At 43.9% G+C, this 14,940-nt stretch carries 14 protein-coding genes; 12 read left to right on the top strand and 2 right to left on the bottom strand.

Translation table 11 applies throughout. The features are described from left to right. Positions 1-6: 6 nt before the first annotated feature. The 5 genes from lpdA to AC3WTB_RS03240 all read left to right on the top strand — a co-directional run bounded on the left by lpdA (position 7) and on the right by AC3WTB_RS03240 (position 4,322). On the top strand, positions 7-1,389 hold the full coding sequence (lpdA, locus tag AC3WTB_RS03260) for a dihydrolipoyl dehydrogenase (RefSeq protein WP_492333295.1): 1,383 nt from the start codon (positions 7-9) through the stop codon (positions 1,387-1,389). Positions 1,390-1,420: 31 nt separating this feature from the next. Then, positions 1,421-2,116 carry an SDR family NAD(P)-dependent oxidoreductase gene (locus tag AC3WTB_RS03255; protein WP_492333294.1) on the top strand — a complete coding sequence of 232 codons (696 nt, stop codon included), beginning with the start codon at positions 1,421-1,423 and terminating at the stop codon, positions 2,114-2,116. Continuing rightward, positions 2,094-2,879 carry an SDR family NAD(P)-dependent oxidoreductase gene (locus tag AC3WTB_RS03250; RefSeq protein ID WP_251180831.1) on the top strand — a complete coding sequence of 262 codons (786 nt, stop codon included), beginning with the start codon at positions 2,094-2,096 and terminating at the stop codon, positions 2,877-2,879. The genes AC3WTB_RS03255 and AC3WTB_RS03250 overlap by 23 nt, the downstream gene beginning before the upstream one ends. 93 nt (positions 2,880-2,972) lie before the next feature. After that, entirely contained in the window at positions 2,973-3,929 is a 957-nt protein-coding gene (locus AC3WTB_RS03245) for a sugar-binding transcriptional regulator (protein ID WP_024424944.1), read from the top strand. A gap of 63 nt (positions 3,930-3,992) precedes the next feature. Next, positions 3,993-4,322 carry a hypothetical protein gene (locus AC3WTB_RS03240; protein ID WP_024426788.1) on the top strand — a complete coding sequence of 110 codons (330 nt, stop codon included), beginning with the start codon at positions 3,993-3,995 and terminating at the stop codon, positions 4,320-4,322. 13 nt (positions 4,323-4,335) lie between these two features. On the opposite strand, the gene AC3WTB_RS03235 is transcribed toward AC3WTB_RS03240, so the two are convergent. Then, positions 4,336-5,661 (bottom strand): APC family permease, encoded by a 1,326-nt coding sequence (locus AC3WTB_RS03235; RefSeq protein ID WP_039177966.1) that lies wholly within the window; start codon positions 5,659-5,661, stop codon positions 4,336-4,338. Between the two features lie 329 nt (positions 5,662-5,990). Between AC3WTB_RS03235 and AC3WTB_RS03230 the strand changes: the two genes are divergently transcribed. Next, on the top strand, positions 5,991-6,947 hold the full coding sequence (locus AC3WTB_RS03230) for a ring-cleaving dioxygenase (protein WP_047203045.1): 957 nt from the start codon (positions 5,991-5,993) through the stop codon (positions 6,945-6,947). Positions 6,948-6,978: 31 nt separating this feature from the next. On the opposite strand, the gene AC3WTB_RS03225 is transcribed toward AC3WTB_RS03230, so the two are convergent. Further along, on the bottom strand, positions 6,979-8,265 hold the full coding sequence (locus tag AC3WTB_RS03225) for a S1C family serine protease (RefSeq protein WP_492333293.1): 1,287 nt from the start codon (positions 8,263-8,265) through the stop codon (positions 6,979-6,981). Between the two features lie 169 nt (positions 8,266-8,434). On the opposite strand from AC3WTB_RS03225, the gene proG reads away from it, so the two are divergent. The 6 genes from proG (at position 8,435) to AC3WTB_RS03195 (ending at position 14,826) form a co-directional block, all read left to right on the top strand. Further along, a complete protein-coding gene (gene proG, locus AC3WTB_RS03220; RefSeq protein WP_410560064.1) occupies positions 8,435-9,259 on the top strand; it encodes a pyrroline-5-carboxylate reductase ProG in 825 nt (274 codons plus the stop codon). A 189-nt stretch (positions 9,260-9,448) separates the two neighbouring features. Next, complete coding sequence (gene dppA, locus AC3WTB_RS03215; RefSeq protein ID WP_492333292.1) at positions 9,449-10,273, top strand: D-aminopeptidase DppA; 825 nt, start codon at positions 9,449-9,451, stop codon at positions 10,271-10,273. A gap of 18 nt (positions 10,274-10,291) precedes the next feature. Continuing rightward, on the top strand, positions 10,292-11,227 hold the full coding sequence (locus tag AC3WTB_RS03210; protein WP_039177974.1) for an ABC transporter permease: 936 nt from the start codon (positions 10,292-10,294) through the stop codon (positions 11,225-11,227). Further along, a complete protein-coding gene (locus AC3WTB_RS03205) occupies positions 11,224-12,186 on the top strand; it encodes an ABC transporter permease (RefSeq protein WP_144464805.1) in 963 nt (320 codons plus the stop codon). Before AC3WTB_RS03210 ends, AC3WTB_RS03205 begins: the two co-directional genes overlap by 4 nt. A gap of 7 nt (positions 12,187-12,193) precedes the next feature. Beyond that, a complete protein-coding gene (locus AC3WTB_RS03200; RefSeq protein ID WP_492333291.1) occupies positions 12,194-13,204 on the top strand; it encodes an ABC transporter ATP-binding protein in 1,011 nt (336 codons plus the stop codon). Beyond that, a complete protein-coding gene (locus AC3WTB_RS03195; RefSeq protein ID WP_492333290.1) occupies positions 13,204-14,826 on the top strand; it encodes a peptide ABC transporter substrate-binding protein in 1,623 nt (540 codons plus the stop codon). Before AC3WTB_RS03200 ends, AC3WTB_RS03195 begins: the two co-directional genes overlap by 1 nt. The last annotated feature ends 114 nt before the right edge of the window (positions 14,827-14,940 follow it).

The raw sequence follows: 14,940 nt of genomic DNA, 5'->3' as shown, positions 1-14,940 counted from the left end.
AATCGGATGACGAAAACGTATGATCTGACAGTCATTGGCGGAGGGCCTGGCGGGTATACTGCCGCCCTTCAAGCAGCTGAGCGTGGACGGAAGGTCGCATTGATTGAAGAGGATTTTCTTGGCGGTACTTGTTTAAATCGGGGCTGCATTCCTTCAAAGACACTGCTCAAACATGCAGAAGTCATTGAATCAATTGAGAAGGCGAAAAGCTGGGGAATTGAAACAGGTGATTTGGTCCTTTCCTTCGATAAAATGAGAAAGCGCAAAGATGACGTCATTGAAAAGCTCAGAGGCGGAATTGCCTTTTTATTAAAGCAAGGAAAGATTGATGTATATAACGGCAGAGGTACAGCTGTGACAAGACACCAGATTGAGATTGAAAAACAAGACGGTTCAGAATCGATTGAAACGAAAGAGCTCATGATTGCCACTGGATCTTCACCCGCTATTCCGCCTATACCGGGCCTTAAAGACATTCAATTTGACACAAGTGATACGATCTTTGACATCCCAGATATTCCTGCTTCTGTCGTCATCATTGGCGGCGGTGTCATTGGACTTGAGCTGGCTTGTATCTTCCAGAGCCTTCAATCAAAAGTCACGATTATTGAAGCAGCTCCGTCCATTATTCCGCAAGAGGATGAGGAAGCATCTAAGCTGCTAGAAAGAGAATTAAAGAAAAAAGGCATCCATATCGCGAAGAAAACCACTGTGACAGAGGTAACGGAGAGCGAAGGAGTCAAAGCGGTTCATGCATCAGACGATAAAGGGGAGACGCATATCTTCACGGCTGAAAGATTGCTTGTTTGTGTAGGAAGAAGACCTAGTGTTTCTGCTGTCAGCCAGCTTGACCTGCAGCTGGATGGTCCTTTTATCAAGGTGAATGACAAGATGCAGACAAGCGTTGAAGGTGTCTATGCAGTTGGGGATGTTGCTGGCGGCTATCAACTGGCTCATGCAGCGATGGCAGAGGCCGCTGTTGCGGTCAGTAATATTTACGGTGTGTCTGAAAAAATGAATGCTGATATCATGCCTAGATGTATTTATACATTACCAGAGGTAGCAAGTGTCGGTCTGACTGAGAAAGAGGCAAAAGCCAAAGGACTTAACGTGCGGGCAGAACGATTTGATTTAGCGGCAAGCGGTAAAGCACTAGCGGCAGGTGAGCAAACAGGCTTTATTAAATTGGTATACGATACAGCCTATGGTGAAGTGATTGGCGCGACGATGGTTGGCCCGCACGTCACAGAGATGATTTCAGAAGCTTCCTCCTTTATGTATTTAGAAGGAACAGCAGAAGAGATGGCGAAAATGATTCATCCGCATCCGACCATCTCAGAAGGTTTTTATGAAGCAGCACTTGATATCGTGAGTAAGCTGAGAAAATAATGGCCAAACAAGGGATAGGGAGGAGATACGTGTGCACGTCCAGCTTCATCAGAAAGCGGCACTTGTGACAGGTAGCACAGATGGATTTGGAGAAGCCATCTGCCTGGCTTTAGCCCGGGCAGGTGCACAAGTTTTTTTACACACGTTTCATGATGAATCAAAGGCTAAAACCATTCGTGAAGACATTCAAAAAATGGGCGGTCAAGCGAGTATTATTCAGAATCCGCTGGAAACGCCACGTGATGCGACACGGATGCTGAGGCAAGTGATTGATACATGCGGTAAACTGGATATTCTGGTCAATCAAGCAGAGCAAGGAGCAGGCGCAGAGCTTGATGACGTGAGCCCTGATGGATGGGTAGATGAAGTGGAATCGGCTGTGAATACCGTCTTTCTTTCCAGTCAGGCTGCCGTATGGCATATGGTTGATCAGAAGCAAGGCTGCATCATTAATATATCGTCATCAGGCAGTATCACAGGAGATGGCGGGATCTCGCATGCTACTTCGAATTCTATGCTGAATGCCATGACAAAAGGGTTAGCGAGAGAATTTAAAGACAAAGGCATTCGGGTGCTTGCGCTGCTGCCTCCGCCTCTCGATTTGGTTCCTGATACAGAGCAAATCAAGGAGACTGTGGCCCATATGACGGTGTTCCTCAGTACATCCTATGGTGCATTTACAGATGGCGTGGCGATTATGCTTGATGGGGGTGAGAGCGCTGGCTAATGATCAAAAACCAGTTCTCATCGTTGGCGGAGCACAAGGGATCGGACAAGAAATAGCTGAGCGTTTTTTAAAAGAAGGACAGCCAGTTGCTGTGTCAGATATAGATGAAAAGGGACTTTCGCTCTTAAAGACACAGTATCCTCAGCTGCTGATATTTCAAGCTGACGTTTCATCGTGGGAAAGTGTTCAGCAAATGATATCAGCAGCTGAAAGGGAGCTGGGCGGTATTGCTCATCTTGTGTATTCAGCAGGAATGACAAAATCACTACCTTTTTTAGAAGTCGATTTTTCACTCTGGAAAAAGACATTGGCTGTGAACTTATATGGTCTTTACTATTGCATCAAAGCGTTGGCACCCTATATGTGTGAGCGGGAGGAAGGCAGTGTTGTCATTATTGGATCGGGATCGGCCATCACCGGCTCAGGCGGCGGTATTCAATATTATGCATCAAAAGCAGGTGCTTTTGGATTGATGCGATCGCTCGTAAAGGACCTAGGCTCCCATCATATACGCATCAATGTGATTGCTCCCCGCGTGATTGAATCTCAAATGCTTGATACACTCTATCCGACTGTTGAGGAGAAACGGCAGCTGCAATCACTCATTCCCATCGGAAGGTTAGGAAAACCTGATGATATCGCGGGACTCACTTTATTTCTCACACGTGATGAGGGGAGTTATTTGCACGGACAAATTATCTTGTTAGACGGTGGGAGAACGTATCAGCCGAAATATACTGAGGGAAAAAGAGCGGAGAGTTAATCGCTCTTTTTGTCATTTTCATAACAATTGTTCCAATTGGAAACGAATGTTTGATATACTGGTAATCATAGTATATTAAAAGGATGATGTCACATGCTGAATTGGGAAGAAAGACGACAGCTCGTCAAAGTTGCTCATCTTTATTATACAGACGGGTGGACGCAGCAAGAAATTGCAAAAAAGCTCAATGTCTCAAGACCAGTCATTTCAAAGCTCTTACAAAAAGCAAAAGATGTGGGAATCGTTGAAGTGTACATTAAAGACGAAAGCATTCATACAGTGGAACTTGAGAAGCAGCTGGAAACAACCTTTCAATTAACAGATGCGGTCGTTGTCCCAAGTGTTGGGACAATGTCCGAGATGGTGAAGCGGGCAGTCGGTCAAGCAGGCGCCTATTATTTGTCTAAAAACATGAAAAATGCGGAGAAAATCGGTATTTCATGGGGGACGACACTTGCTGAGCTTGTCAAAGAATATCCGTTTGAACGAAGAAACGATGTGAAGGTCATTCCTTTAGAGGGCGGAATGGGCAGGCAGGCAGTCGATATTCATGCCAATCAGCTGGCATATGAGCTGGCAAAGAAAATGAACGGCACATGTTCCTATTTATATGCCCCTGCGATTTTAGAAACAGAAGAATTAAAAGAACGGCTTATGGCGATGCAGGACATAGAAGCTGTGCTTGAAGAAGGCAGAAATGTGGATATTGCCCTCATCGGTATTGGCAACCCGCATAAAGGGTCGACTTTAAAAACAGTCGGTTATTTAAAAGAAGAGGATTTATCTGGTTTAAGGCAATCAGGCGCTGTCGGTGATATTGGTTTTCGTTTCTTTGATGGAGAAGGAAAACCTGTCCAAGATGAACTGAATCAAAAGGTCATAGGCTTATCGCTGGAACAATTAAAGAGCGTCAAAACGGTCATCGCTGTTGTAGAAGGAACCCATAAAGCAGAAAGTATTTTAGGGGCTTTAAATGGCGGCTTCATCCAAGTACTGGTGACAGACGAACTAACGGCGGCAGCCATTTTAAAGGAAGCATCCGTGCAATAAAAGGCTTGCAGCGTTCGAATGGTATAACAAGAGCAACATCAAACGAGAAAGGAGCTGTGTATCTTGAAGAAAACCGAAATGGAAGCAAACCTACATTGTACTCGGTGCCAAGAAGAGACCCTCCACAGCATCGTTTATGTGAATGATCAGATGAAAAGCGTTGAGTGTACAGAGTGTCATCAAAAGATCAGTGTGCAAGTCGACATCATGAAGGAATTTTACAAAGAAGTATATGAGAAAATAGCGACAAAGCCAAAGCGGATCACGCAGGAATATAAGTCGAACCTGAATGGATTTATCTCAAGGCTCCCAATCCGCGTGCTTAGTAAGCCATACCGGCTCATGAGATATTTAAACGAATCATACAAAGTGATCAAGCAATATAAAAAATAAAGCAGAGCACTGCTTAGTGCTCTGCTTTATTTTGTGTTTTTTTCATATAATAATAAATAGGCAGTCCAGCCATGCCGATCAGCATGGAGATCAGACAGCTTTTCCAATCGGTGATCATGGTGCTGATTAAGACGAATAATGAACCGATAATCGCAATGATTGGTGTCAGCGGGTAAAGTGGTACACTGTACGCACGCTTCATTCCGCTGTTTTGTTTTCTCAGCTTAAAGACGGCGAAAAAGGCCATGACATAAAAGATGTAAATCATGAAAATCGATACTTCAGACAGCTTCTCGGGATTACTGACGATCATAAACACAATGGCGATCAAAATTTGCACAAATACAGCGATCCAAGGTGTTTTAAATGTTGGGTGAATACGGGAAATCGCGTTGGCGAAAGGAATCTGCTTTCGTTCTGCCATCGCAAAAATCACACGTGGGAATGAAAGAACCTTTCCGTTCAAACAGCCAAAGATACTGATGATGATCCCAATACTAATGATTTTCCCGCCAATTGGTCCAAAGAGCATGGTAGCAGCAGTGCTTGTCGCATTTTCACCTAGCTGGACGATTTGATCAGCTGGCAGCACGTGCAAAAGTGCGACATTAATAAAGAGATAACAAGCCGTCACAATTAAAATTCCGCCTGCCATCGCGCGAGGAAGCAGTTTCTCAGGGTTTTTCATTTCTCCACCAAGCGCAGCAAGTAAAATCCAGCCATCATAAGCAAATAACGTAGCCAAAATCGCTGCACCGAAGTTCATTTGAGCGATACTATCGTTGACAGCCATGAAGATGTTTTCGTTACCCTTCCATATGCCAAACACAATAATAGCGGCAATCGGGACAAGCTTTCCAATAGTGGTCAGCCCCTGAACAAATCCGCCGTATTTTGTTCCCATGATGTTGATGATACATAAAAATAAAACGGTGATAATGCCGATCGTTGTAGACCATAAAGTCGAAAGCGAAAATAAATTGGCTAATAATGAACCAAAATAAAGACCAAGTGCACCAATGATGGCGGGTCCGTAAATAATAATCTGTACCCAGCCGCATAAGTAGCCCCAAAATTCACCATACACTTCTTCAAGATAGGCGTATAAACCGCCGGTTCTCGGGATTTGTGTACCAATTTCAGCGACAGTCAGTCCGCCTGCAAGGGTTAAGATTCCACCTAACAGCCAAGCGAATAATGCGATGTCTGAGCTCCCTGAATAGGAAAGGACGTTGCCTGGCTTCATAAAGACGCCTGACCCGATAATGGTCCCGATGACAAGAGATAGGGCGAAAAATAAGCCGATGTCTTGTTTTAACGCTGGTTGTTCTTTGTTCATTACACACGACCTCCTGCATCACTTTCGTACGTTACTGTGACATGTATTTTGTTCATTGTAATACGATTTTAGGAAAACAAGAATTAAAAAAATTTTCTGATTTTCGTATTTGTGATTGAAAGTGTTCGTTTATTGGAGATATCAGGGTGAATGTTGTGTTAAAAACGAACAATGAAAGATTATTTTCGATTTAATGTTAATTTAATGTCCGGAAACCGAACAACCAGTAAACGTACAGTTAAATGGTTGACTTTTCTTGAAAAATGAACTATTTTATTCATAAGGAAATTATCTCGAATTCGAGATAATTAAAAATAGGAGTGAAAATAATGAAAATCAATGGGATTCACCACGTATCTGCGTTAACAGCCAATGCTCAGAAGAATGTTGATTTCTATCGCCAAATTCTTGGCTTGAAACTTGTAAAGAAAACAGTCAATCAAGATGACCCGTCTATGTATCACTTGTTTTATGGAGATGAGGTTGCTTCACCAGGAACAGAGCTTACATTCTTTGAGATTCCAATGCTTGCCCGCCGTTTGGAAGGGACAAATGCGATCACAAGCACAGGCCTTCTCGTTTCTTCTGAAGAGGCACTCACGTTTTGGGAAAAGCGGTTTGAAGATAAAGGCGTACAGCAAGAAACAGCTTCCTTGAGAGGCGGAAGACCTGCCTTGCGTTTTAAAGATCCAGAAGGGCAGCAGCTGTTTTTAACAGTAGAACCGAACGCACAAGAAGAAGGCTCACCGCCAGTGCATGACGATATCCCTGCAGAGTATGCGATTAGAGGTTTAGGTCCAGTTGAATTAACTGTTGCAGAAGCTGATAAGACGATCCGTGTTTTAACAGACATCCTTGGTTTCACCGAAAGAGCACGTGAACAATCAAATGATGGTGAGATCGTGACCATTTTTGAGTCAGGAAATGGCGGTGCTGGAACAGAAATTCATGTGATTGAAAAAACAGAAGGGCCTTCTGAACGTTCCGGCAGAGGAAGTGTGCATCATGTCGCATTCCGCGTGAAGGATGCAGAAGAGCTTGAAAAATGGTATGAAAAAATATCAAAAGCAGGCTTTACGAACTCTGGTGTTGTAGAACGCTTTTACTTTAAAGCTCTTTACTTTAGAGAGCCAAATGGTATTTTATTTGAAATTTCAACAGATGGTCCTGGGTTTACAGTTGATGAAGGGGTGGATGTACTTGGCGATCAATTAGCCCTTCCGCCATTCCTAGAGCATAAACGAGCAGAAATTGAACAAAGATTAACGCCAATTCAATCGTCATAAAAAAACAGCTCATAACTGAGCTGTTTTTTCATTAGGAACTGACTTGCTTAGATTCAGATTGTGTTAATGTGACCTGTTTCGTTTCTTGTTTTCCGTTTCGAATGAGGGTGATGCTCACGGTGTCTCCTACTTTTGTATTCGTGTATAGCTCGTGACGTAATTCGCTGCCAGTTTTGATTTGTTTTCCATTGATGGCGGTAATGACATCCTCTGACTTTAAGCCTGCTTTGGCGGCAGGTGAGCCAGCGGCGATTTCTTTGACATACACGCCTTGATCGAGCTGACTGCTTTTAAGTCCGAGTGTTTCTTTCTGATACACATCTGGAACTTGTTCGAGATCCAGCATGCTGATGCCGATATATGGACGTTCAATTTTTCCTTTTGCGAGAAGCTGATCAGCGATTGGTTTGACATCATTGATTGGCAGCGCGAATCCAATGCCTTCCACACCTGTTTCAGAGATTTTCATACTCGTGATCCCCACAACCTTTCCGTCTGTCGTTAGAAGCGGGCCGCCGCTGTTACCTGGATTAATGGCTGCATCTGTTTGAATGACATTAATGCTGCTTTCGCCTGCTGATGTGTTCATAGAGACTGTTCGATCGACACCGCTGACAATTCCTTGTGTTACCGTTCTTGAAAGGTCTTCACCAAGCGGGTTTCCGATTGCGATGACAGTTTCTCCAGCACGCAGTGAGGAGGAATTGCCTAATGCCGCCACCTTCGTCACATGACTGCTGCTAATTTCCACAACAGCTAGGTCAGTGAGCGGATCAGCTCCGACCAGTTTTCCTTCAATGGCTTTGCCATCGTGTAAGGATACGGTGAGTTTGTTTGCCCCTTCAATGACGTGGTTGTTTGTTAAGATATAGGCTTTATTGCCTGATTTTTTGAAAATGACTCCTGAGCCTGTACCGGTTTTTTCCTCTTGACTGCTTTTGTTTTGCTGTGATTCATCGAAAGGGGTACTGAAATCGCCAAAACTCGTGTCTGTTTGAGTTTGTGCTTGGTAGTTTGTAATGCCGACAATTGCTGGTGATACATTTTCGACCATGCTGGAAATGCTGTTTGATGAATTTGCTGTTTGGACGGCTGTTGTTTTTGACGAATTCGTGTGATTTGTCGATACTGCTTCTGTTTTCGCTGCCGAATCATTTGCAGTGCTGTCTGATGAATGCTGAGCATACGGTGTAAGAACGTAGACACCTAACGCTAATATACCGCCCACAACACCGCTGACGAATGGTTTAAACCAGCCATTTGGCTTCTTCTGTTTTTGAGGTTGTTCAATAGTTTGTTTGTCATCTTTGTGAGTCATCCGAATCACTCTCTTTCATTGATTTTTTCATGTATGTGTTCAAGGTGTTTTACCGTATGTGGTGGTGACTGATTTTATCGTAAGAAAAAAGTGTGGGATAAAAATGAAAACATTGTGGGAAATTGTTAAAATAAGTAGTGAATCTTAGCAAAATAGAGGAGATTAAACTGTGGAGACAATCGGAATTATTGGATATGGAAGTATGGCTGATATGATGGTGCAAAAGTGGCTGGAAAATGGGGTACTAGATGCTCATCAAATCATGATCCATACAAGAAGTGAAACGGAACGCCTGCATCAGCTTCAAGAAAAGCATCAAGAAATCAGCATTTGTTCATTAGACGAACTTTCTGCGTCATGTGATATATTGTTTGTCTGCGTGCCGCCGCTTGCTGTACTAGATGTTCTAGATCAGCTGCCATCTAAAGCGAAAGCGGTACATATTGTGTCAGTAGCAGCAGCTGTGACATTAGAAAAGTTACAAGCACATACAACACAGCCAGTGTCTAGATACATCCCAACACTCACGTCAGCTGTTGGCACAGGCGTATCCCTTGTTGCGCATGGTGCAGCCGCAGGGCATGAGAACAAGGAACGTTTACACCGTCTGCTTTCAGCTTTTAGCATCGTCAGGGAGGTAGAGGAAGATCGGTTTGATGCGGCAAGCAATTTGACAAGCTCATCTCCTGGTTTTATTGCTGCTCTGTTTGAAGAAATGGCGAAAGCGGCTGTGAGAAATAGTGATCTTTCCTTAGAGGAAGCGAATGAGTTTTTAACGTATGCCCTTTTAGGGACAGGCCAGATCCTTGTAGAACGAGGTCTCACCTTTGCTGAAACTGTCGATAGAGTGGCGACAAAAGGGGGAATTACAGGAGAAGGTGCTGAGGTCATTCAACAGCAGGCACCTCAGATGTTCGATGATTTATTTACACAAACCATGAAGAAATATGAGCAGCTGAAATCACAGATTAATGAAGCGGATAAACACCACTAAAGGCATAGTTAGTGGTGTTTTATTTGTTAAAAAAATCCTTTCTGAATTAGCCTTTTGACCTGTATTATCTGAGTCTAAATTCCTTATTTTCAGACATTGTATTGAAAAATCAATCAAGTTCTCATATAATTTTTTAGAAAATTTAGAAAAATATACACAAATTTTATGTTTAATTAAAGGGGGATGGGAATGAAGCTCTATCTATCTGTCGATATGGAGGGAATTACTGGTCTAGCTGATCATACATTTGTTGATTCACGCCAGCATAACTATGAGCGGGGCAGACGTATTATGACAGGTGAAGTGAATGCCTGTGTAGAGGCGCTTATTCAGCATGGTGCCACCGACATTTTGGTGAATGACAGTCATTCTAAAATGAATAATCTTTTGATCGAAGAACTGCATGAAGAGGCAGTTCTCATATCAGGTGATGTAAAGCCTTATTCAATGGTGCAAGGGTTGGATCAAACCTATGATGCAGCTGTTTTTTTAGGCTATCATGCAAGAGCATCAATGAAAGGTGTGATGTCGCACAGTATGATTTTTGGGGTCAGACATTTTTACATAAATGATCATCCAATTGGTGAAATGGGCTTTAATGCGTATGTTGCAGGCTACTATGGTGTTCCAGTGATTCTTGTTTGCGGGGATGATCAAGCAGCACTAGAGGCAGAAAAGCTGATGCCTGGTGTGAAAACAGTAGCGGTGAAAGAGACCATCTCAAGATCTGCTGTGAAATGCTTACCTCCAGCCAAAGTCAATAAACAAATCTCGCAGCAAGTGGAAGCCGCGATGAAACAGATTGATCAAATGAAGCCGCTGACGCCTCCTGAGCAGCCGCTGCTTAAGATTGAGTTTGCCAACTATGGACAAGCTGAATGGGCGAATTTAATGCCGGGTACTGCCATCATAGAAGGAACAACAATGGTAACGTACCAAGCAGAGAATATATTAGAAGCCTATCAAGCGATGCTTGTCATGACAGAGCTTGCCGCACGTACAACATTTTGTTAAGCGAGGGGGAGACAGCAGATGGCCAGCTTTTTGCTCAAGCGTTTTATTGCGATGATTGCCACGATCTTAACGATTACGACTTTAACGTTTATTTTAATGAAGGTCATCCCAGGATCGCCTTTCAATGAAGAACGAAATACAAACGAAACCGTCCAGCGAAACCTCGAAAGCTACTATCACTTAGACGAACCACTCTATGTTCAATATGTCATCTATTTAAAATCCATTGTTACCTTTGATTTTGGTCCTTCCATTAAAAAGCCTTCTGAAAGTGTCAATGATCTATTGGCGAGAGGCTTCCCAGTCTCATTAGAACTTGGTCTTATCTCAATATTGATTGCTGTCATCTCTGGCATCCTGCTAGGGGTCATGGCTGCCCTCCGGCATAATGGTTTGATTGATTACATCGCTATGACCATTGCTGTTTTCGGTATATCCATTCCAAACTTTATCTTTGCTACCTTATTAATTCAGCAGCTTGCTGTCAATTTGAAGCTCTTTCCTACAGCGATGTGGACAAGTCCAATGCATATGGTGCTGCCTACAATCGCCCTTGCTGTCGGGCCAATGGCCATTATCGCCAGGTTAACGAGATCGAGCATGATTGAAGTGCTGTCGCAAGACTATATCCGTACTGCCAAAGCAAAAGGACTTTCTCCCTTAAAAATTGTATTTAAGCATGCGCTTCGGAATGCACTTTTACCCGTTGTGACCATTCTTGGAACACTTGTCGCAAGTATTTTAACAGGAAGTTTTGTCATTGAAAAAATCTTTGCCATTCCTGGAATGGGAAAATACTTTGTCGAGAGCATTAACAACCGTGATTATCCTGTCATCATGGGAACCACTGTTTTTTACAGCATTATTTTAATCACACTTCTCTTCATTGTCGATGTGGCGTATCGTCTCCTTGATCCAAGGATTCAGCTGCATCAGAAAGGAGGAAAGGCATGAGTATACACCTTCAGCATGATCCACCGAACAGGCATCCTGAAGTCCCGGACGAATGGTTTTCTCCTCGAGAGCAAAAGAAAACGGAAGCCCATGCCATTAAAAGACCCTCTCTTTCCTATTGGGCTGATACATGGAGGCGGCTGAAGCAAAATAAGCTTGCGATGTTTAGTCTATCGGTCCTGATTTTTCTTTTTGTCATGGCAATCTTAGGCCCATTGCTTGCGCCAAATAGTGTGACAGAGCAGCGTCTTTCGATGCAAAATCTGCCGCCCTCGGCTGCTCACTGGTTCGGCACAGATGAGCTTGGGCGAGATGTGTTCACACGTACCTGGTACGGAGCACGCATTTCGTTATTTGTGGGTGTCATGGCAGCCCTGATTGATTTTGCCATCGGTGTGATTTATGGGGGCATAGCCGGCTATAAAGGCGGACGCTATGACCATATCATGATGCGGATTGTCGAGGTGCTCTACGGACTTCCTTATTTACTTGTCGTCATTTTATTGATGGTGCTCATGGGACCAGGGCTTGTCACCATTATTGTAGCGCTCACTGTCACCGGATGGATTGGAATGGCAAGAATTGTGAGAGGTCAGGTTCTTCAGTTGAAAAGCCAGGAATATGTCCTTGCCTCAAAAACCTTTGGTGCCAAAAGCCTGCGGATCATTCGCCGCAACCTTCTGCCGAATACGATGGGGCCGATTATTGTCCAGATGACCCTCACTGTGCCGACCGCGATATTTGCTGAAGCGTTCCTAAGCTTTCTCGGTTTAGGTATTCAAGCGCCGTTTGCAAGCTGGGGCGTGATGGCCAATGATGCTTTGCCGACTGTGCTGTCAGACAATGGACATTGGTGGCGTTTATTTTTCCCGGCATTTTTTATTTCACTCACGATGTTTTGCTTTAACAATTTAGGTGATGGCCTGCAAGATGCGCTTGATCCAAAGATGAAGAGGTGATGGTGCTGTGAAAAAAGTTCTGCAAATTATCGATCTGCACGTCAGCTTTCGGATATACGGCGGTTCAGTTCAAGCAGTACGCGGAGTGAATGTCGATGTTTATGAAAAAGAAACCTTAGCCATTGTAGGAGAATCAGGCTGCGGAAAAAGTGTGACATCACAAAGTATTATGAGGCTTCTGCCTGCATACAGCGCGCATGTTGATCAGGGAGAAATCTGGTTTCAAGACCGCAACTTGCTGTCATTATCTGAAAAAGAAATGCGCGCCATACGAGGTGTCGATATCTCGATGATCTTCCAAGATCCAATGACGGCACTCAACCCAACCTTGACAATAGGGGATCAGCTGATGGAAGCGGCGAAGGAACATCAAAAGCTGACAAAAAAAGAAGTGAAAGAAGCCGCCATACAGATGCTTGATTTGGTTGGTATTCCGCAGCCGAAGGAGAGGTTAAAGCAATACCCGCACCAATTCAGCGGAGGAATGAGGCAGCGGCTCATGATTGCAATGGCACTGATTTGTGAGCCAAAGGTGCTGATCGCAGATGAACCGACGACCGCGCTGGACGTGACCATACAGGCACAAATTTTAGAGTTGTTTAAAGAGATTCAGAGGAAAACAGGTGTCACCATTATTTTAATCACACACGACTTAGGGGTCGTAGCCCAAGTTGCCGACCGGGTAGCGGTCATGTACGGAGGGAAAATGGTTGAAGTCGGAACGAGGCGAGATATTTTTTACAGTCCGCAGCATCCTTATACTAAAGGGCTCCTGCAATCCGTTCCAAGACTTGATATGAAAGATGAACTGATTCCGATTGAAGGAAGCCCGCCTGATTTATTTGCGCCACCAAAGGGCTGTCCGTATACCGATCGCTGCCCGTCTGCCATGAAAGTGTGTGATCATATCATGCCGCACGAAACGCAGCGGTCACCTACTCATACAGTGCATTGCTGGCTCCAGGATGAGCGAGCGAACCAAGCGATGTTATCTTCAACACAAAGGGGGAGTTTTTGATGAGAAAAAAAGGGTGGATCATCAGTGTTTGTTTGTTCATCATCATGCTGCTCGCAGGATGTACAGCCAATGAGCAAGCAGGTAAAGGATCATCAAGTAATAAGGGTGAAAAGAAAATATTAACCTTAAATAACGAAAACGAACCGACGTCATTTGACCCGCCGATTGGTTTTAATAATGTATCGTGGCAAGGGCTGAATAACTTAATGGAAGGATTAACGAGACTGAATGAAAAGCACGAACCATCTCCTGCAATGGCTGAAAAATGGGAGATTTCAGAGGATGGAAAAACGTACACGTTTCATTTAAGAGATGGTATCAAGTGGTCGAATGGTGATCCAGTGAAAGCGAGTGACTTTGAATATGCGTGGAAGCGTCTGCTCGATCCGAAAACAGGCTCCTCTGCATCGTTCTTAGCTTATATGATTGAAGGCGGAGAGGCATTTAACAGCGGAAAGGGAAAGAAAGAGGACGTAAAAGTCAGTGCTGAAAATGATAAAACGCTAAAAGTCACACTGGCATACCCGCAGAAGTCATTCTTAAATATGACCGCAAACCCTGCCTTTTTCCCTGTCAATGAGAACGTAGCTGAGAAGGACCCAAATTGGGCAAAGGATGCCAAAACCTTTGTTGGGAATGGACCGTTTCAGCTGACAGAATGGAAGCATGATGAGAGCTTCACTATGGAAAAAAGTGAGACATATTGGGACAAAAAATCAGTTAAGCTGGACCAGATAAAGTGGCTGATGATCAGTGATCGCAACACGGATTATCAAATGTATCAATCGGGAGATTTAGATACTGCCTTCGTCCCAGCAGAACAAAGTGAAAATTTGTTGAAAAATAAAGATGTGCACATTGAAGATCAGGCAGGACTGTTTTTTTATCGTCTGAATGTGAACATGGAACCTTTTCAAAATACGAACATTCGCAAAGCCTTTCAAATGGCGATCAATCCGCAAGATATCGTGGATTATGTAACAAAGAATAAAGAGAAGCCTGCCCGTGCCTTCGTTTCACCGGGAATTCTAGATTCAAAGGGTGAAGATTTCAGAGAAGCTGGCGGCGATCTTGTCAAACATGATACGAGTGAAGCTGCGAAGCTATTAGAAAAAGGGCTGAAAGAAGAGAACTATTCGAAGCTGCCGCCCGTCACATTAACATATAGCACAAAGCCTGAGAACAAGAAAAAAGCTGAAGCCATCCAGCAGCAATTAAAAGAAGCGCTGGGTGTGGACGTGAAGCTTGCAAACATGGAAGCCAATGTATTTGCAGAAGATCAAAAGGCACTGAAATTCCAATTCTCGCAAAGTTCATTTTTAGCAGACTATGCAGATCCGATCAATTTCCTAGAGAGCTTTCAAACAGGGAATGCGATGAACCGGACGGGATGGTCAAACGACACCTATGATCAGCTGATTAAAAAGGCGAGCCAGGAAGCAGATGAACAAAAGAGAAACAGCATCCTTCATGAGGCAGAGGCACTTCTCATGGAAGAAGCACCGATCATTCCAATTCATTTTTATAACCAAGTCCATTTACAAAAAGAGGCCGTGAAGGGGATTGTTCGCCATCCTGTTGGGTATATCGATTTGAAATGGGCGCAAGTAGATGGAGAGTAATTGAAGGGAATGAGGAGCACGGACGCTTTGAACAAAAGCGTCTCAGCGCGCAGACAAACCCTCGCATTCGTTGTCAGTCCTGCGCTCCGGTGCTCACCAATTTCAAATTCGCTC

Source organism: Bacillus sp. EB106-04-04-XG123 (genome assembly GCF_058791855.1).
Note: the sequence above shows the minus strand (reverse complement) of the source record. Positions and strands in the feature narration are given on the sequence as shown.